Annotated in this window: 19 protein-coding genes and 1 pseudogene; 14 read left to right on the plus strand and 6 right to left on the minus strand. The window is 69.9% G+C overall.

Going from position 1 to position 21,595, the window contains the following annotated elements:
• Positions 1 to 279 precede the first annotated feature (279 nt).
• From ACH4U7_RS51050 to ACH4U7_RS51060, 3 genes and pseudogenes are all read left to right on the plus strand, one after another.
• On the plus strand, positions 280 to 795 hold the full coding sequence (locus tag ACH4U7_RS51050; RefSeq protein WP_398534600.1) for an ATP-binding protein: 516 nt from the start codon (positions 280 to 282) through the stop codon (positions 793 to 795).
• 203 nt (positions 796 to 998) lie between these two features.
• Positions 999 to 2,246 (plus strand): MFS transporter, encoded by a 1,248-nt coding sequence (locus ACH4U7_RS51055; RefSeq protein ID WP_398534601.1) that lies wholly within the window; start codon positions 999 to 1,001, stop codon positions 2,244 to 2,246.
• 214 nt (positions 2,247 to 2,460) lie between these two features.
• Positions 2,461 to 3,306, plus strand: a pseudogene (locus tag ACH4U7_RS51060) (IS5 family transposase).
• 15 nt (positions 3,307 to 3,321) lie between these two features.
• On the opposite strand, the gene ACH4U7_RS51065 reads toward ACH4U7_RS51060, so the two are convergent.
• Both ACH4U7_RS51065 and ACH4U7_RS51070 read right to left on the minus strand, forming a co-directional pair.
• Entirely contained in the window at positions 3,322 to 3,957 is a 636-nt protein-coding gene (locus tag ACH4U7_RS51065; protein ID WP_358636343.1) for a hypothetical protein, read from the minus strand.
• 140 nt (positions 3,958 to 4,097) lie between these two features.
• A protein-coding gene (locus ACH4U7_RS51070; protein WP_398534602.1) for an IS5 family transposase occupies positions 4,098 to 4,948 on the minus strand; the annotation gives its coding sequence in 2 pieces (ribosomal slippage) (positions 4,098 to 4,589 and positions 4,592 to 4,948; 849 coding nt in all).
• A gap of 145 nt (positions 4,949 to 5,093) precedes the next feature.
• On the opposite strand from ACH4U7_RS51070, the gene ACH4U7_RS51075 reads away from it, so the two are divergent.
• The 3 genes from ACH4U7_RS51075 to ACH4U7_RS51085 all read left to right on the plus strand — a co-directional run bounded on the left by ACH4U7_RS51075 (position 5,094) and on the right by ACH4U7_RS51085 (position 7,405).
• Positions 5,094 to 5,432, plus strand: coding sequence for a phosphotransferase (locus ACH4U7_RS51075; protein ID WP_398534638.1), 339 nt, complete (start codon positions 5,094 to 5,096; stop codon positions 5,430 to 5,432).
• A complete protein-coding gene (locus ACH4U7_RS51080; RefSeq protein WP_398534603.1) occupies positions 5,429 to 6,145 on the plus strand; it encodes a S1 family peptidase in 717 nt (238 codons plus the stop codon). Before ACH4U7_RS51075 ends, ACH4U7_RS51080 begins: the two co-directional genes overlap by 4 nt.
• Positions 6,146 to 6,376: 231 nt before the next feature.
• Positions 6,377 to 7,405, plus strand: a complete 1,029-nt coding sequence (locus ACH4U7_RS51085) for an integrase core domain-containing protein (protein ID WP_398534604.1) — start codon at positions 6,377 to 6,379, stop codon at positions 7,403 to 7,405.
• A gap of 235 nt (positions 7,406 to 7,640) precedes the next feature.
• Here the strand turns inward: ACH4U7_RS51085 and ACH4U7_RS51090 are convergent, their stop codons facing one another.
• The 3 genes from ACH4U7_RS51090 to ACH4U7_RS51100 form a co-directional block, all read right to left on the minus strand.
• Positions 7,641 to 8,489 carry a PaaX family transcriptional regulator C-terminal domain-containing protein gene (locus ACH4U7_RS51090; RefSeq protein ID WP_398534605.1) on the minus strand — a complete coding sequence of 283 codons (849 nt, stop codon included), beginning with the start codon at positions 8,487 to 8,489 and terminating at the stop codon, positions 7,641 to 7,643.
• Between the two features lie 154 nt (positions 8,490 to 8,643).
• Complete coding sequence (locus tag ACH4U7_RS51095; RefSeq protein WP_398534606.1) at positions 8,644 to 9,540, minus strand: fumarylacetoacetate hydrolase family protein; 897 nt, start codon at positions 9,538 to 9,540, stop codon at positions 8,644 to 8,646.
• 147 nt (positions 9,541 to 9,687) lie between these two features.
• On the minus strand, positions 9,688 to 10,107 hold the full coding sequence (locus ACH4U7_RS51100) for a RidA family protein (protein ID WP_398534607.1): 420 nt from the start codon (positions 10,105 to 10,107) through the stop codon (positions 9,688 to 9,690).
• A gap of 255 nt (positions 10,108 to 10,362) precedes the next feature.
• Between ACH4U7_RS51100 and ACH4U7_RS51105 the strand changes: the two genes are divergently transcribed.
• From ACH4U7_RS51105 to ACH4U7_RS51130, 6 genes are all read left to right on the plus strand, one after another.
• Positions 10,363 to 10,845: a cupin domain-containing protein gene (locus ACH4U7_RS51105; protein ID WP_398534608.1), complete on the plus strand. Its 483-nt coding sequence runs from the start codon at positions 10,363 to 10,365 to the stop codon at positions 10,843 to 10,845.
• On the plus strand, positions 10,842 to 11,765 hold the full coding sequence (locus ACH4U7_RS51110; RefSeq protein ID WP_398534609.1) for an acyl-CoA thioesterase: 924 nt from the start codon (positions 10,842 to 10,844) through the stop codon (positions 11,763 to 11,765). The genes ACH4U7_RS51105 and ACH4U7_RS51110 overlap by 4 nt, the downstream gene beginning before the upstream one ends.
• Positions 11,766 to 11,805: 40 nt before the next feature.
• Entirely contained in the window at positions 11,806 to 13,476 is a 1,671-nt protein-coding gene (locus tag ACH4U7_RS51115; protein ID WP_398534610.1) for an AMP-binding protein, read from the plus strand.
• Between the two features lie 10 nt (positions 13,477 to 13,486).
• Positions 13,487 to 15,868: a bifunctional salicylyl-CoA 5-hydroxylase/oxidoreductase gene (locus ACH4U7_RS51120; RefSeq protein ID WP_398534611.1), complete on the plus strand. Its 2,382-nt coding sequence runs from the start codon at positions 13,487 to 13,489 to the stop codon at positions 15,866 to 15,868.
• Between the two features lie 4 nt (positions 15,869 to 15,872).
• The gene (locus ACH4U7_RS51125; protein ID WP_398534612.1) at positions 15,873 to 16,319 is read left to right on the plus strand and encodes an acyl-CoA thioesterase; all 447 of its coding nucleotides are present in this window, start codon (positions 15,873 to 15,875) and stop codon (positions 16,317 to 16,319) included.
• A gap of 204 nt (positions 16,320 to 16,523) precedes the next feature.
• Positions 16,524 to 17,927 carry an MFS transporter gene (locus ACH4U7_RS51130; RefSeq protein ID WP_398534613.1) on the plus strand — a complete coding sequence of 468 codons (1,404 nt, stop codon included), beginning with the start codon at positions 16,524 to 16,526 and terminating at the stop codon, positions 17,925 to 17,927.
• Positions 17,928 to 18,060: 133 nt separating this feature from the next.
• On the opposite strand, the gene ACH4U7_RS51135 is transcribed toward ACH4U7_RS51130, so the two are convergent.
• Complete coding sequence (locus ACH4U7_RS51135; protein WP_398534614.1) at positions 18,061 to 19,695, minus strand: amidohydrolase; 1,635 nt, start codon at positions 19,693 to 19,695, stop codon at positions 18,061 to 18,063.
• A gap of 193 nt (positions 19,696 to 19,888) precedes the next feature.
• Here ACH4U7_RS51135 and ACH4U7_RS51140 point away from each other — a divergent pair, with 193 nt between their 5' ends.
• Positions 19,889 to 20,872, plus strand: coding sequence for an Lrp/AsnC family transcriptional regulator (locus tag ACH4U7_RS51140; RefSeq protein WP_398534615.1), 984 nt, complete (start codon positions 19,889 to 19,891; stop codon positions 20,870 to 20,872).
• 63 nt (positions 20,873 to 20,935) lie between these two features.
• Positions 20,936 to 21,541, plus strand: a complete 606-nt coding sequence (locus ACH4U7_RS51145; RefSeq protein ID WP_398534616.1) for a helix-turn-helix domain-containing protein — start codon at positions 20,936 to 20,938, stop codon at positions 21,539 to 21,541.
• The last annotated feature ends 54 nt before the right edge of the window (positions 21,542 to 21,595 follow it).

The following is a 21,595-nucleotide window of genomic DNA, read 5'->3' on the forward strand; positions in this document are numbered from 1 at the left end:
AGCCTGCGGCTCAAACGCATCGAAGACCTGCTCGACGTCAATGTGGCTCAGCCCGATTCGCTGCTGCAGCTCACCGCCGCACTCGCGGCAGCCGATGTCGGCGGCACCGCTCATCTCATGTAGAGATGACTCTTCTCTTGGATGATCGCCACCACTGAGGAAGCCATGGGCAGCTGATCCAGTTTTGTCCGATGTACGAGCGCGACGAGTCGCTCGAGCACAGCGGCGCGTTTCCGCCCGAAGCGCACTACCGGAACTCGTCCCGAGAAGGTGTCCTCCGTGCCCCACGACCGCCAAGTCCCCACCCGGTCCCCATCTCCGGAATCGTCATCCGACCCGCACCGCCACGCGGGATGCCGCACGCTCTACAAGTGGACGAGCGGCACACCGGGCTATGGGTCCTCGGCTCGTCGGGCCCTTCGGCTCGCCTTGGAACGCGCGGGGCTGTCGGCAGAGGTCGTCGGTAACGCCGTGCTGGCCGCGTCGGAGCTCGTCGCCAACGCCACCGAGCACGCCACCGGACCGTATCTGATGGCCCTGCGGCACACAGGCGCACAGCTCATGTGCGAAATCCACGACCGCGACCCGCGGATCCCGGCCTTCCCGGCAGTGGCACCGCTCGCGGCCGGCCCGGACGCGCATGGCGGCGGGTGGGGTGAGCCAGGTGAGGAGCTCCCGGAACGCGGCCGTGGCCTTCATATCGTCGACCAACTCACCGCGGGGGAATGGGGTTTCCGCCTGGCGGACGACGGCGGGAAGATCGCCTGGATGGCCTTCCCGCCCCCCGTCACCTGAGACGCCGCGGTGTCCCAGGGCCGGTCCGTTCCGACACTAATCTCTTATCGAGATAACCATTATCGAGAACCATCTCCTTGACATGGGAAGCAACGAGGCGCGTCAGGCGCTGGACGGAGCGTGCGGGCAGCGACGGGGCTGCTCGACCAACGACAAGTATTTCCCCGAACCGCACCCGCGGTTCTGTCTCCGAGAAGGTGCCCGTGTCCGCGACCACTCACCGCCAGACCTCGCGTCGGCCCGCGACCGCGACCGCGCCCACCACCGGAAAGGCCACCCACGGCGTGCCGAACTGGCTGGTCGTGCTTCTAGCGGTCGCCTCCGGCATGACGGTCGCCAACCTCTACTACGCCCAGCCCCTGCTGTCCTCGCTGAGCAACGTCTTCCACATCAGCACGGCGACCGCCGGCGGGCTGATCACGCTCACCCAGGTCGGCTACGTCCTGGGCATGCTCTTCCTGGTCCCGCTCGGAGACCGGCTGGAGAAGCGCAACCTCATCACCGCCCTGCTGACCGTCACCACCCTCGCCCTCGTGGCGGCCGGACTCGCCACCAGCTTCCCCATGCTGCTGATCGCGGCACTGATCAGCGGCGCCACCTCAGTCGTCGCCCAGATCCTCGTGCCCTTCGCTGCGAGCCTCGCCCCCGACCACGCCCGGGGCCGCATCGTCGGCCGGGTGATGAGCGGCCTGCTCACCGGCATCCTGCTCTCCCGCACCCTCAGCAGCCTGGTCTCCGACCTCGCCGGCTGGCGCGCCGTCTTCCTCGGCTCCGCCGTCCTGATGGCCGTGCTCGCGGTGGCCCTGCGCGCGGCCCTGCCCCAGCACGCCCCGACCACGGCCATCCCCTACCACCACGTGCTGCGCTCCACCGTCCGGCTGGTCCGCACCCACCCCGTGCTGCTGCGCCGCGGTCTCTACCAGGCGGCGATGTTCGGCGCCTTCAGCGCCTTCTGGACCACCGTCTCCTTCGTCCTCACCGGTCCCTACTTCCACTACTCCTCGATCGGCGTCGGCGTCTTCGCCCTCGTCGGCGCGGCCGGAGCCGCCATCGCCCCGTTCGCCGGACACTGGGCCGACCGCAAGCTGGCGCGTCCCATGACCGGTGCCGCCTTCGCGGTCGCCGTACTCTCCTTCGCCCTCGCGGGCCTCGGCCGGCACAGCATCGTCCTGATCGGCCTCGCCGCCATCCTGATCGACATGGCCGTACAGACCACCCTCATCCTCGGCCAGCACACCATCTACCAGCTCGACCCCGCCGCCCGCGCCCGCCTCAACAGCGCCTTCATCGCCATCTTCTTCGCCGGAGGCGCCGCCGGCTCCGAACTCGGCTCCGTCGTCTACCACTCCGGAGGCTGGACCGCCCTCACCGTCCTGGGCGCGGCCCTCCCCCTGATCGCCCTCCTCTACTGGACCACGGAACACCGGGCACAGACCCGAGCCACACGCTGACCACAGCCCATCGCAGGCAGCACGATCGCCGAGGCCGGTCCGGCCTCGGCGATCGTGGTCGACCACCGCTGGTCAGTCAGGGAGGCGGACGTTGCCGAGCCGGCTGACCATGGCCGGGGCACGGTGCTCGAAGAACAGCGACTTGCCGGTGTCCAGGGTGGCGATTCGGGCCATCTAGGCCGTGCCGTTTGGATCATCGGATCGTTGGTCTGATGTGTCATTGACTGATGCGCAGTGGGCACGGACCGAGCCGTTGCTCCCGGACCGGACGCCGATACGGGGCGGTCGCTGGAGGGATCACCGGGAGGTGATCGACGCGATCGCCTTCAAGTTCCAGACGGGAACGCAGTGGGTGCGCCTGCCGGAGACGTACGGAAACTGGTGCGGCGTCTCCAACCGGCTGCGGATGTGGGCCGTCGACGGCACCTGGGAGCGGGTGTTCACCGCTTTGATGGCTCAGGCCGACACCGATGAGGACCTCGACTGGGCGGTTTCGGTGGACTCCACGATCGTGCGAGCCCACCAGCATGCGGCCGGGGCCCGCAAAAAGGGGCCCCGGCCGGCGAACCCGACGACCATGCCATCGGACGGTCCCGCAACGAACTGACCACCAAGATCCACCTGGCTGCCGATGCCGGCTGTCGGCCTCTGGCTTTCGTCCTCACCGCCGGACAGGCAGGCGATGCACCCGCCTTCACCGAGGTCATGGCCCGCCTACGTGTTCCCCGCCGACGGGGCCGGCCACGCACCAGACCGGACGTGGTCCTGGCGGACAAGGCGTATTCGTCCCGCGCGATCCGCGAGCACCTGCGCCGACGCGGCATCCGGGCCGTGACCCCCGTTCCGGCGGACCAACGCGGCCATCGACTGCGACGCGGCAGCCGAGGCGGCAGACCACCGGCCTTCGATCGCGAGACCTACAAGCAGCGCAATACCGTCGAGCGGTGCATCAACCGCCCCAAGCCAGTGGCGAGGCATCGCCACCCGCTACCAGAAGACAGCCACCATCTACCTGGCCGGACTCCACATCGCCGGCATCTTCCTCTGGTCCGCCCGATGATCCAAACGAAACCGCCTAGTCGAGGGTCCACTTGCCCGTGCGCTCGGGGTCCGGCCCGACCTTTTCCATCACGTACGTCACGGACGTGATCTTCGCGTCCTCCGGCACCTCAAAGACGATCCAGCCGGAGACCCGCTGACCCGGCTTGACAATCAGTTGGAGGCCGCCAAGGGACTTGCCGACGGTGGGGCTTCCGGGCTTGCCCTGATATCCCTGCCCGTTCGCGTCGTAGACCATCGCCTCCGCGTACCCGGAGTCCTGGTAGGTGCCGGTGCCGGTCTCGACGATGGTGAACTTGGCGGCCACGAGGCGGTTCCCGGCGGCAGGCTCGGGTGCGCCGAGCGCCGGCTTGGCGTGGTCCTCGAACTTCTCCAACGTGAAGTCGGCCTCGATCGTGCCAGTGCCGTTCAGGCTGCCTTCCATCCCCACCAGCTTGAGGGTGTCGCCGAGCTTGCCGACCGGCGCCTGCGTGCTACCGGCGGTGGCGCCGGGCGACTGCTCGCCGGCCGGCTGGGCGGTGCTGCTGGAGCCGGCGCCCTTCGTGGGCCCCGTGGGCCCGGCCTTGTCGCTGCCCCCGTCCGAACCCCCGCATGCCACAAGGGTGGCGGTGAGCGTGACGACTGCGGCGGCAGCCGCGATGGAACGGCGCATGAAATCCCCCCGTGCATTCCCGATGGACCAGGTCAGTATGACGACTGATCCAGGTCAGTGTGTCGATGCCTGGAATCCTCGTACAGATCGGTGGTGCGGGGAACCGCCGTTCTGTAACCGAACTGCACTAGAGTCCGTCTTCAAACGGATCTTGCCCAGAGCAGGAAAGACGCGAGTGTGACCGCTGCTTCGTAGGAGGTGGCGGTCTTCTCGTATCTCGTGGCGATGCCGCGAAAGCCCTTGAGCCGGTTGAAGCAGCGTTCGATGGTGTTGCGTCGGCGGTAGGTCTCGCGGTCGAAGACTGGCGGCCGCCCGCCGCGGCTGCCGCGATTGTGACGGTGCCTTTGCTGGTCGGTCTTCTCGGGGATGGTGTGTGCGATGCCGCGTTTACGCAGGTAAGCGCGGAGGCCGGGCAAGCTGTACGCCTTGTCCGCGATGATCTGGCCGGGTCGGCAGCGTGGTCGGCCAAGGCCGAGACGAGGAACCCGAATGCGCTCCAGCAGGGTGCGTGCGCAGATACTGTCGTGTCGTTGGCCCGGTGTCACGAGGATGGCCAGGGGACGCCCGCGGCCGTCGGAGGCGAGGTGGATCTTGGTGGTCAGTCCGCCGCGGGACCGTCCGATGGCATGGTCGTCGGGTTCGCCGGCCGGGGCCCCTTTTTGCGGGCCCCGGCCGCATGCTGGTGGGCTCGCACGATCGTGGAGTCCACCGAAACCGCCCAGTCGAGGTCCTCATCGGTGTCGGCCTGAGCCATCAAAGCGGTGAACACCCGCTCCCAGGTGCCGTCGACGGCCCACATCCGCAGCCGGTTGGAGACGCCGCACCAGTTTCCGTACGTCTCCGGCAGGCGCGCCCACTGCGTTCCCGTCTGGAACTTAAAGGCGATCGCGTCGATCACCTCCCGGTGATCCCTCCAGCGACCGCCCCGCATCGGCGTCCGGTCCGGGAGCAACGGCTCGGTCCGTGCCCACCCATGACTCGATCGGCACACCGCGCTCCGGGCCCTGCACGAGCGGCTGCCCGTGGCCGTCTGCCCCTTCAGCTGGCCGGTCGACCACCGCTTGGGCGTCGCCCGGCGCGCGGGCATCGAGGTGCCCGCAGACCTACCCGAGGCGCCGCCGGTCGACCGCCTCGCCGTGTGCCACGGCGACCCCTGCGCCCCCAACACGCTCCCGCACGAGAAACGTTCGTGGTCCGCTCACATGGACCTGGCCCCCCTCGGCGTCGCCGACCGGCGGGCGGACCTGGCCGTCGCCACCTGGAGTGCCGACTTGGACTACAGGCCGGGTTGGGCGGACGCCCTCCTTGACGCCTACGGCATCGGTCCCGACCGCAACGGATCGACTTCTACCGACGCCCGTGGAACGCCACCTGAGACGGCGTGTTCTCAGGGAACCCCAAGGCCCAACCACAACTCTTCACGGAGAGAGGCTCACCGGCCAGTGGGCACACCGGACAAGGAGTACGCATCTTGATCAAACTACGTGGAGTGGGCGCGATACTCACCACGCTCCTCGCCGTCCTGGCATTGCCCGAATCGGCCTGGGCGATCCAGGGCGGGTCCGTCAGCAAGCACGGCCCGTGGGCCGTCCGTGTCTACGCCGACGGCGACCCCTCCTGCACAGGTACGGTGGTCGACCCCGAGTGGGTGCTCACTGCCGGCCACTGCGTCCGATACGACAATTGGCGCATCACCTTGCGGGTCGGCAGCCTCGACCAGCGGCACGGCACCGTCGTGCGCCGGATCGAGAACGCCACCGTGTTCACTCCCAAAGCCGACGTGGCACTCGTGAAGGTTCCCCGACTCAAGGTCAAGCCGATCGAGCTGGGGCGCAGCGGAGACGTGAAGGTGGGCCGGAGTGTTCGCGCATACGGTTGGGGGGCCACGTGCGCTCCCCCGAAGCCTGAGTCCTCATGCCAGTCCAATGTGCTCAAGCAGGCGCAGTTGAAGGTCACGGCACACTCGGACCGGCGGTGCGAACTCATGGTGGGAGCGGACGACTTCTGCGCCGCGCGGGGGAACGGCCTCCCCGCGGGAGGCGATTCGGGCGGCCCGGCGACGGTCCGGAACCAGGCCGGTCATGAGGTGCTGGTAGGGGTTCTCTCCGGATCCGACCGGGAGACTGTCGCGTCATTCGCGGACATCACACGCCTGCGCCCGTGGATTGTCTCGGTCACCCGTTCCTGAGGGCCCACAGCCGTGACCCGGGGCACTCGCAACCTGACTGGTCAGACACCACGTTCGCCACATTCTCCCGAGTGTCGGGGAATATCAACCGGGTCGAGAAGGCGGCCGCTCCCAGGCACCCCAGCACCAGACCGTGCCGCAGCCACCTGATGCCTGTGCCGTTGGGAAATGCGTCGCTGCAGGTCGTAGGCGGTATGGCGGGATCAGTGGGCGCGTTGGGACCATGTCCAGGTGATCGTTTCACTGGTGTATCAGGTCACGCGGAAGCTTCTGTCGATCCCAGCGGTGCTGCTGCCTCGGCGGATGGCCAGAGACGCTGAGTTACTCGTGCTCCGGCACGAGAACGCGGTGCTGCACAGGCAACTCGCGGGGCGGGTGCGGTACGAGTGGGCGGACCGGTTGTGGTTCGCGGCATTGTCCTCGCGGATACCCCGGTGTCGCTGGGCGCAGGTGTTCCCTGTGACACCAGGGACGTTGCCGGGCTGGCATCGGCGTCTCGTTGCACGCAGGTGGGACTACAGCGAGTGCCGCAGCAGGCCGGGCCGGCCGGCGACAGCGGAAGCCGTGAAGAAGGCGGTGCTGCGGCTGGCGCGGGAGAACCCGCGCTGGGGCTGCCGCAGGATCCAGGGGGAACTCGCCCGGCTGGGCCACAGGATCGGCGCCTCCACGGTCCGGAAGATCTTGACGGCAGCCGGTGTCGACCCGGCTCCCCGCCGCAGCGGGCCGACATGGCGCAAGTTCCTTACATCCCAGGCCGAGGCCTTCATCGCCTGCGACTTCCTCCACCTCGATCTGGTGGATCTTCGGCGGGTCTACGCGCTGGTCTTCCTCGAGCACGGCACGCGCCGCCTCCACATCGCTGGAGTGACCGCGCATCCGACCGCTCGGTGGACAGTTCAGCAGGCTGGCGACCTCGCCGTCGAAATGGGCGAGCGTTTCGAGTCGCTGCGCTCTGTGATCCGCGACCGGGACGGCAAATACACCGAGTCCTTCGACGCGGTCTTCGCGGCCGAGGACATCGAGACCATGAAGACCGCCCCGCGGTCCCCGCGGATGAACGCGCACTGCGAGAGAGCCATCGGGACGCTACGGTGCGAGGCCCTCGACCAGGTGCTGATCTGGCACGAGACCCACGCTCGACACGTTCTCGAACCCTATGCGCGGCACTACAACAGGCATCGACCGCATCAGGCCCGAGGGCAACTGCCTCCCCTCGCCGACGGCCAGACCGCGCCGCTGACCGCCCCGAACTACAGGTGATGGCTACTCCGCACGCGTGTCCTTGGCGGCTTGATGAACGAGTACAGACACGCGGCCTGACAAGCCACGACGGGTTTCCGAACGGCACAGGTTCCCTGGCATGAGCCGGAGCAGGAGTGGCAGGTCTTCGGCCGCCGCTGCCACAACGCAGGTCTCGTACCACGCACCACAATGCACGTCTCGAATGCGCGAAGCAGTGCCTGACGCAACGGGCCGGCCGGTGATCAGGGCGGCGCTACCCGCGCCCGTGGATCACCGCCAGGGCATGTTCGCGTGCCGGTGCGCCCAGCGTCATGTTGAGCTCGTCGAACAGCAGGCCCGCGGTCACCCCGTTCCAGCCCGGGGGCAGCAGCGACAGCGGAAGCCCCGGGTCGCGGTAGGGCAGTCGGCGCCATTGGGTGAGCATCGGTATGTAGGTCCGGAACGCCTCCCGCGGAGTCGTCCCGCCCGACGAGGCCGCGTCGAGGATGGGGCGGTAGTGCCGCAGGAAGCCCGCGTACAGCTCGGTGAGCTCGTCCAGGTCCCACCAGGTGCGGACTTTCGACCGCAGGTCCCCGAAGGCGAAGTGGTCGCCGGTGAAGATGTCGACGTACTCGGACAGGCCGCGGCGCTCCAGGGTCCGCCGGGTTTCCGCGGCCAGGTTCCCGGGTGCGATCCAGACCCCGGGTGCCGCGGTGCCGAAGCCCAGGTGGGTCAGGCTCGTGCGCAGTTCGTGCCGCTTCTCGCGCTCGGACTCGGGGACGGAGAACACGACCACGAGCCAGCCGTCCTCGACGGTCGCCCGGCTCCGTTCAAAGATCCGCACGTCTCCCTCGGCGAGTGTCTCGAGGGTCGAGTCAGCCAGGGCGTAGCCGACGGCGCCCGCGTGGCGCTGGCTGAGCAGCACACCGCGGCGCTTCAGGCGGGAGATCGACGACCGTACGGCCTGGCCTTCGACCCCGAGGTCCGCCATGAGTTGGACCACGGACGCCACGGAGAGCCAGTTGCGCTCGCCCCGCGCGTAGAGACCGAAGATCGTGATGATGAGTGGGCCGAGGCGGGTGTCGCGTCCGCCTGGGGTGTGGGGGGTCGGCTCCGTCGTCATGTCTGCACCATGGTCACTGTCGTCGGCACTCGACGTCCGTGCCCTTCCTGTCCTTCCCGCGGGCCGCTTCCGGCTGTTGGATCAGCCGTGCGGAAGTTTATCGTTCGATCCCGCGGTCAAGGTCCACGCCTCTGGCGGCGCGCCCTCGCCCAGATCACGTCAGCCGGGTAAGTACGACCTTGTTGCGCAGCTCGCCCAGTCCGCTGACGCGGGTGACGACGATGTCGCCGTCGCCCAGGAAGATCTGCGGCTCGCGGGCGTTGCCGATGCCGCTCGGGGTGCCGGTGAGCACCACGTCCCCGGCGCGCAGGGTCATGCCGTGGCTCAGCTCGGCGATGATCCGGGCGAAGGAGAAGGCCATCTGGGCGCTGGTGGCGTCCTGCAGCAGCCTGCCGCTCACCTCGCACTGCACCCGCAGGCCGCCAAGGTCGTCGATTTCGTCGGCGGTGGTGATCCACGGGCCGAGCGGCATGGTGGCGTCGATGCTTTTGCCTTTGAGCCACTGCCCGCCGTGCGCCCGCTGGAGGTCGCGTTGGGAGACGTCGTTGGCGACGAGGTAGCCGAAGACGTGTTCCAGGGCCTTCTCCTCCGGGATCGACCTCCCGTCGCGGCCGATGACGAGGGCGATCTCGGCCTCGTAGTCCCACTTCGCGGAGACGCCGGGGTCGTAGGCGATGTCGTCGGCCGGGCCGATGACGGTGTCCGGACCCTTGGTGAAGAAGGTGGGGTGGTCGGGGTGCGAGGCGGGATCCTGGCCGTCGCGCTTGCCCTTGGACTCCTCGAAGTGGTCCCAGTAGTTCCAGCCGGTGCACAGGATGTCGCGGTTGAAGCGGTGCAGCGGCGACTCGAGGCGGACCCCGGCCAGCGGCAGCGTGTCGGCGCCGGGGACCGTGGCGAGCGCGGCCCTCGCCGCGTCGAGTGCGGCCGGGCCGCCGCGCACGATGTCGTCGACCGTGCCGATGGACGAGGGAAGCAGGGCCAGCCCCTGCTCGGCGTCGTTCACGGCACCGGCGCGCCGGACGCCGCCGACGGTGAGGGATGCGAGTTTCACTCCTGAACCTTTCCTGATGGTACGTCACATACGGGAATGCCGGCGGCGCGCCGCCCGAAGCGCGGAACGTTTTCCTTTCATCCGTCAGGAGAACGACATATCTGAGCCCGGGAGGAGGCGTGCGAGGCGTTCTGGTGCAGCGCGCTGCTAGCCGCGCGGCACCACGAGCCGGTGCTCCGGAATGACGGCCACGCCGAGGATCTCGATCATGGCCTCGGGCTGCCACAGGGCGGTGCAGCCGATGCCGGCCATGGCCGGGTAGACGGGGCCGGCCAGCTCGCGCCAGACCTTGCCGATCTCCTTCCCGTGGGCTTGGTAGTCGGGAATGTCGGTGAGATATAGCGTCACGCTGACCAGGTCTTTCGGCTCGCCACCCGCCTCACGGAGGGTGGCGAGGACATTACCGAACGCCTGGCGGAACTGCTCGACGATGCCACCCGGGACGATCTTCATGTCGGCGTCGAGGGCGGTCTGTCCGCCCAGGTGGAGCGTGTTCCCCGCGAGGGTTCCGTGCGAGTAGCCGCTGGGTGCGGGAAGGGCGTCCGGGTTCACGGCGATGGGCGTCATGCGGCCTCCAGGTCGGGGTGGGGTGCGGTCCGGCCAATCCGGCGGATGCATATTGACAATAAATGACGACCGTGAAAAATACGAGACACCATCTGCCCGCCCTGCTGATCGGCAAGGGCGAGGGCACACCCGGCGACACGGACACCGCAACGGCCCTTCGGGACCCCGAAGAGCGAATCCCGACACCTTCCCCCGCACCGCGAGGCACGACAAGCCGTTGCCAGACCCGTTACGACTGAAACGGAGCCGAATCCCATGGAGCCCGACCTCAGCAAGTACCGCCTCGAAGGTGACAACTCGATGTACCGGCTGCCCAGCGGGCTCGTCGCTCCGGTGGTGACGCGCGGCGGCTTCGAGGACGCGGGCACCGCCGACTCGGGTGGCGCCATCCGCGTCTCGGGCGTGAGCATCCAGCACACCCCGGCCACAAAGCTGTGGTTCGGCAAGGTCAGCAACGAACCCGGCTACCGCTCGGTCACCCACCACCACGGCGAAGCCGAGACCGGCGGCTACGTCCTGTCGGGCCGGGCGCGCATCTACTTCGGTGAGAAGTTCGAGGACTACGTTGACATGGCGGAGGGTGACTGGGTCTTCGTACCGCCCTTCATGCCGCACATCGAGTGCAACCTCTCCCGCAGCAAGCCGCTGACCTGGATGACCACCCGGACGCCGGAGAACATTGTGGTCAACCTGCCCGACGTCGCCGACGCCGAACTGCGCGACTGGCTGAACCGATGACGAGCGCCGGCCCGACGACGACCGGGACGCTCCCGACCTCCGCGGTCTTCACCGCGGCCGTCACCCTGACGCCCGCGGAGCCGGTCCACTTCGACCTCGCCTTCACCGCCGTCACCCAGCCCTGCCCGTGGCCGAAGGCGTACGGCGGCGACCTGGTCGCCCAGGCGGCGGCGGCGGCCATGCGGTCGGTGACGGACAGCAAGACGCTGCACTCGATGCACAGTTACTTCCTGCGCCCGGCGGACATCGGCGCGAGCGTTCGCTACGAGGTGGAGGTGGTGCGCGACGGCCGCGGCTACGCCACCCGGCAGGTGCGCGGCTACCAGAACGGCAAACCCCTCTACGTCTGCCTGGCGAACTTCGCCGCGGGCGAGCCCGGCGGGACGTTCCAGGCCGAGTTCACCGAGGGCGTGCCCGCTCCGGAGGACCTGCCCGGCTCGGCGGCGTACCTCGCCGGGCAGAGCGGCGGCTCGATGACCGAGGAGTCGAAGGCCTACTGGTCCGGCGGCCGCGGCTTCGACATGCGGCATGTGCCCGGGCCCGTCTACCTCACCGTGGAAGGCGAGCGGCTCCCGCACCAGGCGGTGTGGCTCAAGCCGTTCGACCCGCTGCGGCCCGTCGAGGGACTGAGCGACGCCCAGCGGGACCTGGCCGCCCTCGCCTACGTCTGCGACTATACGATCCTCGAACCCGTCCTGCGGGTCCTCGGCCTGCCGTGGGCCAGGCCCGGACTGGTCACCGCGAGCCTCGACCACGCCATGTGGTTCCACCGCCCGGGGCCCGTCGACGACTGGCTCCTCTACGTCCAGGAAGCGGTGGCCGCCGACGCGGGCCGCGGCCTGGGCTCCGGCCGCTTCTTCACCCGTGACCACCGTCATCTGGCCACCGTGGTCCAGGAGGGCCTGATCCGCCCCGCTTGATCCGCCGTCCTGCCGACGGGCTCCCGGAAGGACTCCCGCGTTGACTCCTCCCCCCTCCCCTTCGACCTCCGCCCACCTGGACACCTTCGCTCGCGACCACCTTCCTCCCGCGGACCTGTGGCCGACGATCGAGTTCACGACGCCGGAGCTGCACTACCCGGACCGGCTCAACGCCGCCACGGCGCTCATCGACATCCCCGTATCGACATACGGGCCCGACCGGCCGGCGCTGCGTACGCCCGCCGGGGAGACCTGGTCATACGGCGAGCTGCGCACGCGCGCCAACCAGGTCGCCCAGGTGCTGACCGAGGACCTCGGCCTGGTACCCGGACAGCGCGTCCTGCTGCGCTCGCCCAACAACCCCTGGACCGTCTCGAGTTGGCTCGGCGTGCTCAAGGCCGGCGGCATCGTCGTCACCACCATGGCGGCCCTGCGCGCCCGTGAGATCACCCCGATCGTGGAACGGACCCGGCCCTCGATCGCGCTGGTGGACCATCGGTTCGCCGAGGAGGCCGAAGCCGTCCGGGACACCGTCCTGCCGTCGCTGACCGTGGTGGAGTACGGCGGCACCGGACCGGACGACCTCGTGGCCCGCGCCATGGCCAAGTCCGGCGAGTTCACCAACGTGGACACCGCCGCAGACGATGTGGCGCTCCTCGCGCCGACGTCCGGGAGTACCGGCGTCCCGAAGATCACCATGCACTTCCACCGGGACATCCTGTCCATTGACAACACCTTCGGCCGGCATGTGCTGCGGCTGGTCTCGGACGACCTGGTCGCGTGTACCGCGCCCTTCGCCTTCACCTTCGGCCTCGGCATGCTCGTGGTGTTCCCGCTGCGGGCCGGCGCCTGCGCCCTGCTGATCGAGGCCGCCACCCCGCTGGAGCTCGCGGAGATCGTCGAGCAGCAGGGCGTCACCGTGCTCGCGACGGCGCCCACCGCGTACAAGGTGATCCAGCGCGAGGGCAAGGAAGACAGACTCGCCCGGCTGCGGACCGCGGTGTCGGCCGGCGAACACATACCCCAGGACACCTGGGAGCACCTGCGGGACAGGCTCGGGCTCAGGGTCATCGACGGCATCGGCGCCACCGAGCTGCTGCACATCTTCATCTCGGCCGCCGGTGACGACATCCGGCCCGGCGCCACCGGCAAACCGATACCCGGCTACCGCGCCACCATCCTCGGCCCGGACGACTCGGAGCTCGGGCCCGGCGAGCCGGGGCGGCTCGGTGTCATAGGCCCGGTCGGCTGCCGCTATCTCGACGACGAGCGCCAGAAGGCCTACGTCGTGGGCGGCTGGAACGTCACCGGTGACGTGTTCCACCGTGATGAGGACGGCTATTTCCACTACCACGCCCGCGGCGACAACATGATCGTCTCCTCGGGCTACAACATCGGCGGCCCCGAGGTCGAAGCCGCCATCGACACCCATCCCGATGTGCTGGAGTCCGCTGTCGTCGGCCGTCCCGACGCCGTACGAGGCTCGGTCGTGTGCGCCTTCGTCGTACTGCGCGACGGCGAGGCGGGCGACGCCGCCAAGGCCAAGGAGATACAGGACCACGTCAAGCAGGTCATCGCTCCCTACAAGTACCCGCGCGACATCCGGTTCTGCACCTCCCTGCCCCGCAACATCAGCGGCAAGCTGCAACGTTTCGCGCTCCGTAAGATCATCGAGGACGAGCAGGCCGCCGCGGCCACCGTCGAGCAGTGAGAGGAACCCCTTGAAGATCGCGATAATTGGCGGCGGCCCCGGCGGGCTCTACTTCGCCGCTCTGATGAAACAGCTCGACCCGGCCCACGACATCACCGTCTGGGAGCGCAACGCGCCCGACGACACCTTCGGCTTCGGCGTGGTGTTCTCCGACGAGACCCTCGGCGGCATCGAGAACGCCGATCCCGAGTTCGCCGACGCCATGGCCAGGCGGTTCGCCCGTTGGACCGACATCGACATCCACTACCGGGGGCAGAGCCACACCGTCGGCGGCCAGGGCTTCGCCGCGATGAGCCGCAAGGAACTGCTGCGCCTTCTACAGGAACGCTGCCGCGACCTCGGCGTCGTCGTGCACTACTCGACGCTCGCCCCCGCCGTCGAGGACCTGCGCGCCTCGTATGATCTGGTGGTCGGGGCCGACGGGCTCAACTCCCTGGCCCGAACGGTCTACGCGGATGCCTTCCGACCCGCCCTGGACCGACGGCACAACAAGTACATGTGGCTGGGCACGGACCGGGTCTTCGAGGCCTTCCAGTTCTTCGTCAAGGAGACGGAGTGGGGGACCGTGCAGGTCCACGGCTACCCCTACTCCGAGGACGGCTCCACGTTCATCGTCGAGATGCACGAGGACGTCTGGCGCCGGGCCGGCTTCGACGCCACCGAGGGGGTCGAGTTCCCGCCCGGTGTCTCCGACGAGCAGGCCGTCGAGCGGATCCGTGAACTCTTCGCCGAGGAGCTCGCGGGCCACGAGGTGTTCGCCAACAACTCCAAGTGGCTCAACTTCACCACCGTACGCAACGAGCGGTGGCACCACGGCAATCTCGTCCTCGTCGGTGACGCCGCGCACACCGCGCACTTCTCGATCGGGTCGGGGACCAAGCTGGCGATGGAGGACTCGCTCGCCCTCGCCGCCTGTCTGCACGAACACCCGGACGTGGCCCCCGCGCTGGCCGCCTACGAGGCCGAGCGGCGGCCCGTCGTCGAGTCCACGCAGCGGGCCGCGCAGGCGTCGCTGGAGTGGTTCGAGAACATCGGCATGTACGTCCACCAGGAGCCGACCCAGTTCTGCTTCAATCTGCTGACGCGTTCGCGCCGCATCACATACGACAACCTCCGCACCCGCGACCAGGAGTTCGCCGACCGCGTCGACGCCGCGTTCGCCGCGTCCCAAGGCCTCGACAGCGTCGCGCCGGCGATGTTCCAGCCGTTCCGGCTCGGGCGGTTGGAGCTCAGGAACCGGGTGATCGTCTCCCCGATGGACATGTACTCCGCCGTCGACGGCATACCCGGTGACTTCCATCTCGTCCACCTCGGCTCCAAGGCCATGGGCGGTGCCGGGCTGGTGATGACGGAGATGGTGTGTGTCTCGCCCGAGGGCCGCATCACCCCCGGCTGCACGGGACTGTGGACCGACGAGCAGCGTGACTCCTGGGCCCGGATCGTGTCCTTCGTCCACGACCGGAGCACCGCGCGCATCGGGCTCCAGCTCGGCCACTCGGGCCGCAAGGGCTCCACGCGGGTGATGTGGGAGGGCATGGACGCCTCGCTGCCCGAGGGCAACTGGGAGGTTGCCGGGCCGTCGCCGCTGCCGTACGGCGATGGATCCCCAGTCCCCCGGGAGATCACCCGCGCCGAGATGGACCGGATCACCGCCGACTTCGTCGCCGCCGCGCGACGCGGTGCCGACGCGGGCTTCGACCTGCTCGAACTCCACTGCGCACACGGCTACCTGCTGTCCTCCTTCCTCTCCCCGGTCGCGAACCAACGCACCGACGAGTACGGCGGTTCGCTCGAGAACCGGCTCCGGTTCCCCTTGGAGGTGTTCGACTCGGTCCGCGCCGCGTGGCCGGCCGAGCGGCCGATGATCGTGCGGATCTCCGCGACCGACTGGGTACCGAATGGCAACAGCGAGCACGACGCCGTCGAGATCGCCCGCGCCTTCATTGCCCACGGGGCGGACGCGATCGACGTCTCCTCGGGACAGGTCACCAAGGACGAGCGCCCCGCCTTCGGACGCTCGTACCAGACGCCCTTCGCGGACCGGATCCGGCACGAAGTCGCCGCGGCCACCGGCACGGCGGTCATCGCGGTCGGCGCTATCGCCTCCTACGACGACGTCAACTCGATCCTGCTGGCGGGCCGCGCCGACCTGTGCGCCCTCGGCCGCACCCACCTCTACGACCCGCACTGGACCCTGCACGCGGCGGCGGAACAGGAGTACCGCGGTGCCGCCGCGGAGTGGCCGGACCAGTACCAGGCCGGCCGCCGCAAGCCACCGAGCGCACGCACCGACGCCGTACGGCCCCGTCTGTCGCTGCTGCGGGCCGACGAGTCCGACCGGAACATCCACCTGCGCTGGACTCCGCGCCGTGAGCCGGCCCCGGTCGCCTGAGCCGGTGAACGGCGCGGCCATCGCCCGCGCCGTCCACCGCTCCCGGGTGGAGTGGATGGACACCGACGCCGCAGGACACCACCACAACACCGCCGTCGTGCGCTTCGTCGAGGCGGCCGAGGCGACACTGATCCGGGAGCGCGGCATCACCGGCTACTTCGGTGCCGCGCCCCGGGTGCGGTTCGAGGTCGACTTCAGCTCGCCCCTGTGGTTCGGGCAGGAGGTCACGACGAACCTCGTACTGGAACACATCGGGACGTCCTCCATGACCTTCCGGTTCGGGGTGTGGGGCGAAGAGACCGACCAGCACCCGCGCCGGCTCGCGGCCTCCGGCCGTTACGTCACCGTCCACGTCCCCCGCGGTGAACGCGACAGCGCACCGTGGCCCGCCGCATGGCGCGCCGCTCTCGAGGACGACGCCCACCGCCGCACGCAAGAGCGCTCCGACTGAACCGGGAGAAGTCCTGGTGCCGGCGGATCGTCGACCGGACCGCCGTCTCGTCCCCCGATGAAGCGGTACGGCGCGCCGGACGGGCGCGCCGCAGCAATCGCATTCATGAGCATCACCTCCCCACCCCTGTGCGCCGCCGCCCGGCCGCCCCCTCGTCCGCGCGGCGGAGAAACACCCATCCGCTCACACACCTGGGGTCACCAGATGAACACCCAACAGCACGGCACGGCCGATCCACGCCAACGCGCCGGCCTCCGCTGGATCGTCGTCATCGCCACCGCCACCCTCGTCTTCGACGGTTACGACCTGGTCGTCTACGGCACCGTCGTCCCCCTGCTCCTGCGCGACCCGAGCCAGCTCGGCCCCGTCACCGCGGGCCAGGCCGGCGCCCTCAGCAGCTACGCCCTCGTCGGTGTCATGATCGGCGCCCTGATCGCAGGCGCCATCGGCGACCACATCGGGCGGCGCCGCGTCGTACTGGTCAACATCGCCTGGTTCTCGATCTGCATGGGCCTGACCTCGCTCGCCACCGACATCACCGTCTTCGGTGTCCTGCGCTTCCTCACGGGCATCGGTATCGGGGCCCTCGTGGCCACGGTCGGAGCCCTGGTCGCGGAGTTCGCCCCACCGCACCGGGCCAACTTCTACAACGCGATCGTCTACAGCGGATTCCCCGCCGGAGGCGTCCTCGCGGCCCTGCTGGCACTGCTCACCTCCGACGCCGTCGGATGGCGCGGGCTGTTCCTGTTCGGCGCCTTGCCGCTGGTCCTGCTGCTGCCGGCAGCCCTGCTGCGGCTGCCGGAGTCGCCCAAGTGGCTGCTTGCTCGCGGGCACACCACCCGGGCCCTCGAAGTCTCCCGCCGCACCGGCGTCCCCCTGCCCGACACGGCATCACGCACGGCATCACACACGGCATCGGACACGGCGCGGGAGAAGACCAAGGTCGGCTTCGCCGCCCTGGCCACCAGGCGCTACGCCCTCGCCACGCTCCTGCTCGGCCTGATGAGCTTCTCGGCCCTGCTGCTCGGCTTCGGCCTCAACACCTGGCTGCCCGAGATCATGGGCCGCAACGGCTACGGAAAGTCGTTCTCCATGGTCTTCCTGCTCACCCTCAACGGCGGTGCCATCATCGGCGGCCTCATCGCCTCCCGGAAAGCCGACCGACTCGGCCCGGGGCGTCTCGTCGCCATTACGTTCGTCCTGGCCGCCGCCTCCCTGGCGCTGCTCCCGCTGCGGCTGCCGCTCGGTGTGCTCCTGGCCCTCGTCGCCGTCGCGGGCGTGGGAACCATCGGCACCCAGGTCCTGATCTACGGCTATGTCGCCAATTACTACGACACCATGGCGCGTGCGGCCGGAGTCGCCTGGTGCGCCGGGTTCGGCCGACTCGGCGGCATCGGCGGCCCTGTCATCACCGGTGCGATCCTGGGCGCCGGAATCTCCACGCGGTACGCCTTCTACGTGTTCGCGGCCGTCGCCGTCCTCGGAGCGGCGGTCACCGTTTTCGTCCCCCACCGGCCCGCCCCGGCCCCCGAACCGGCCACCTCCGCCCCGGTGTCCGTACCGGAGTCCCCCACCGGGGGCGGTGTCGGCGCGCTGGCACGCGACTGACCGCCCCGAGCGGCGGCGAAGCCTGATCGTGCGGGTCGGCGCGGCGACGCGCCCGCCCGCACGATCGGTGCGTCCCGCGCGAACCGCCCCTCGACGGCACTCGTCGAGGGGCGGCCGGCGGGTGCAGGGGACGTCAGCCGGTGTGGTGCACGACGCGGCCGCCGACGCTGGTGAGGGTGGGCGCGAGGTCGAGCAGCCGGTCCACGGGGCAGGTGAGGGGGTCGGCGGGGTACACGACGAAGTCGGCGGGGGAGCCGGGGGCGAGGGTGGTGTCGGCGGGGTGGCCGAGGAGGGAGGCCCCGGCGGCGGTGTACAGGCGGAGTGCTTCGGCACGGCTGATGGCGTGCTGGGGGCCGAGGACCCCGGCGGAGGTCTGACGGGAGGACATGGCGTGTATTCCGTGCAGCGGGTTGAGCGGGCCGATGGGGTGGTCTGTGCCCGCGCTGATCCAGGCGCCGGCGTCGATCAGCTCGCGCAGGGGGAACAGAGAGGCCGTCCGCTGCTGGCCCCAGGCGGCGACCAGGGCGGGGGCCAGCCCGGTGAGCAGGGCCTGCTGGACGGTGATGTGCACGCCGAGCGCGGTGGCGTCGGCGATCCGGTCCGGGGTGATCAGACCGCCGTGTTCGACCACCAGCATGCCGGGCGGAATGGGACCTTCCTTGTCGGTCACCTCGCGGATGGCGTCCAGGAGCAGGGCGATGGCCCGGTCACCGAAGGCGTGCGTGCCCACGGGCCAGCCACGCCGGACACACATGGCCAGGGCCTCGATCAACTCGCCCCGATCCCAGAGCAGCTCGCCGTCGAAGTCGGGGCGGTCGGCATACGGCTCGGACAGCGCGGCGGCTTCGACACCGCCGTCGAGGACGAACTTCAACCCCCACAGGCGCAGGTGTCCCTGCACCGTCTTCGGCGTGATGTTCTGGGCTTCGAGGGCGTCGAGGTAGGCGGCGACCGAGCCGGCGTCCGAGAGAGCGGCCGGCGTGGTCAGGATCATGGCGTGGCTGCGGACCGCCAGCCGCCCGGCGGCCTCGGCCTGTCGGTAGACCTCCCACTGATCCGGCGTGACCGCGGGGTCGCGCACCGTGCCGATCCCGTGAGCCGCGTATTGGGCGGAGGCGGTGGCCAGTCCGTCGGCCAGGACCTCGGGAGGGGCTGGCGGCACGACCTTCAGGGCCAGGTCCAGGGCGGCGTCCTGCAACCAGCCGCTCGGGTGGCCGGCGGCGTCGCGGGAGATGAAGCCGCCGGGCACGTCCGGGGTGTCGGGGCCGAAGCCGGCCAGGCGCAGCCCTTCGGTGTTCAGAACGCCGTTGTGGGCCCCGCGCATGGCCAGGATCGGGTGGTCGGTGGTGGCCCGGTCGAGTTCCCGCGCGGTGGGCATCCGGCGTTCGGCCAGTTGAAGTTCGTGCCAGTTGGCGCCGGTGACGATCCACTGCCCAGGCGGGGTCTGTGCGGCCCGCCGGCGGATCAGTTCGATGAACCCTGGGATGTCCTCGGCCTGGGCGACCGGTACGCCGAAGACGTTGCGGGCGGCCAGCATCAGATGGTTGTGCGTGTCGACGAACGCCGGCAGCACCACCAGCCCCGGATCGTCGAACACCTCGGTGTCCGCGCCCCGCCACTCCCGCAGCAGAGCCTCCTCCTCACCGGGCCCCGCGACCGCGACCACCCGGTCCCCGCGCACCGCCAGCGCGGTCGTGGGCCGCTCGCCCGCGTGCGTGGCGTGCACCGCGCCCGGGCGCACCACCAAGTTCGCCGACCTGCCGGTCATCGTCATCACTCCTGTCCGCCGTCCGGTTGCCGAGGAAGGCGTGCCGATACGGAGTGCCGCGCAGGGCTGGGGCGGCCCGTGTGGCCCGGTCCGGTCACACCCACTCCCACCCTGTGGTGCCCGCCCCGAATACGCCATCCGCGGGGATTCTCACGCAGGAGATGAGACAGAGTGACCCACGAAAAAGGTGATCATGCGCCACGACCTTGACGACACCGACCGCCGGATCGTCGCCGCCCTGCTGGCCGCGCCGCGCGCCTCCTGGCGTCGCACGGCCGCCGCACTGGACCTGTCCGAGCGGACCGTCGTCCGCCGGGCCGGGCCGTTGCTGCACGACGGCACCGTGCGCGTCACCGCCGTCCGCCATCCTCGCTGCTTCCCCCGTCTGGTCCCGCTGGCGCTGCGCATCCGCTGCCGCCCGCAGCACATCCGCACGGTCGCTGCCGCGCTCGCCCGTCGCCCCGACACCGTCTGGGTCGACATCCTGGGCGACGGCAACGAGATCAGCACCGTGCTCTTCCTCCAGGGACCCGAGGCACGCAACACGCTGCTCCTGCGAGACCTGCCCGCCACCGACGCGGTCACGTCCTGGACCTCCCACACGCTGCTGCGGGTCTTCCCCGTCGCCTTCGGCTGGACCGGCGGCCTGCTCACCCAGGCCGAGACCGACGCGCTCGGCCTCCGCCCGCCGACCCCACCACCCGGTCCGCTCGCCCTCGACGACACCGACCACGCCCTCATCCAGGCCCTGTGCGCCGATGGACGCGCCACCTATACCGACCTCGCCCGGCGCGCACGCACCACGCCGCTCGCCGCCCGTCGGCGCACCGAACGGCTCATCGGCCGCGCCGTACGGCTGGCCACCGAGGTCGACCTCGCCCTGCTCGGCATCGGCGCCGACGCACTGCTGTGGATCACCGTCGCACCCCACGCCCTCGACGCCACCGCCCACGCGCTCAGCGGCAACCCGCAGGTCCGATTCACCGCGGCCACCACCGGCCCCGCCAACCTCCTGGCCGCCGTGGCTGCCACCGACCTCGAGGCCCTCTACCGCCTGTTCACCGAAACCCTCGACGGCCTCCCACACATCACCGCCCTCGAGACAACCCCGATCCTCACGACCTTCAAACGCGCCGGGCTCCGGTATGTCCAGAGCGACACCGGGATCCTCCGGTGAGCCAGGCCCGACGCCAACCCGCGGGTTAAGCCCACATTGCAGCCAGGGCATACAACGTTGCCTGTGACGCAAGAAGATGGGCAGCTGGACGGCCTCGTACGCAAACGGATCCGCGCACTGCGGGTCGCACAGGGCTGGTCCCTGGAGGAACTGGCCACCCGCGCCAACCTCAGCCAGTCCTCACTGAGCCGTATCGAGAACGGTCAGCGCCGCCTCGCCCTGGACCAGCTCGTCACCCTCGCCCGCGCCCTGGACACCACCTTGGACCAGCTCGTGGAGAACGCCGCCGACGACGTCGTCATCAGCCCGATGATCGACGGCACCCATGGCCTGATGCGCTGGCCCATAAAGGGCGACCCCGGCATGAGCGTCATGCGTCAGCGGATGACCGAACCCCCGCCGGACAATCCCGCCCGCATGCGCGCCCACCCCGGCCGCGAATGGCTGGTCGTCCTGTCCGGCACGGCGATCCTCATGCTCGGTCACCGACGCTTCCGCATCGAGACCAACCAGGCCGCCGAGTTCCCCACCATGATGCCGCACGCGATCGGCGCCGAGGGCGGACCGTGCGAGATCCTGGGCATCTTCGACCGCGATGCCCGCCGCGGCCACCAACGCGACGCAGGCGAATCCGTCGACTGCGACGGCGCGCAGGGCCCCTGCGAGTAGTGGCCCGTGCCACCATCAAGGTGGCGATCTTGCGTGGCGGGCAGCACACCAAGC

Source organism: Streptomyces sp. NPDC020845 (assembly GCF_044334165.1).
GTDB lineage: Bacteria > Actinomycetota > Actinomycetes > Streptomycetales > Streptomycetaceae > Streptomyces.

Coding starts and splice junctions, on each gene's coding strand:
- ACH4U7_RS51130 (WP_398534613.1), top strand. CDS start 16,524: ATGAACACCCAACAGCACGGCACGGCCGATCCACGCCAACGCGCCGGC.
- ACH4U7_RS51110 (WP_398534609.1), top strand. CDS start 10,842: ATGACGAGCGCCGGCCCGACGACGACCGGGACGCTCCCGACCTCCGCG.
- ACH4U7_RS51135 (WP_398534614.1), bottom strand. CDS start 19,695: ATGACCGGCAGGTCGGCGAACTTGGTGGTGCGCCCGGGCGCGGTGCAC.
- ACH4U7_RS51065 (WP_358636343.1), bottom strand. CDS start 3,957: ATGCGCCGTTCCATCGCGGCTGCCGCCGCAGTCGTCACGCTCACCGCC.
- ACH4U7_RS51090 (WP_398534605.1), bottom strand. CDS start 8,489: ATGACGACGGAGCCGACCCCCCACACCCCAGGCGGACGCGACACCCGC.
- ACH4U7_RS51140 (WP_398534615.1), top strand. CDS start 19,889: ATGCGCCACGACCTTGACGACACCGACCGCCGGATCGTCGCCGCCCTG.
- ACH4U7_RS51100 (WP_398534607.1), bottom strand. CDS start 10,107: ATGACGCCCATCGCCGTGAACCCGGACGCCCTTCCCGCACCCAGCGGC.
- ACH4U7_RS51105 (WP_398534608.1), top strand. CDS start 10,363: ATGGAGCCCGACCTCAGCAAGTACCGCCTCGAAGGTGACAACTCGATG.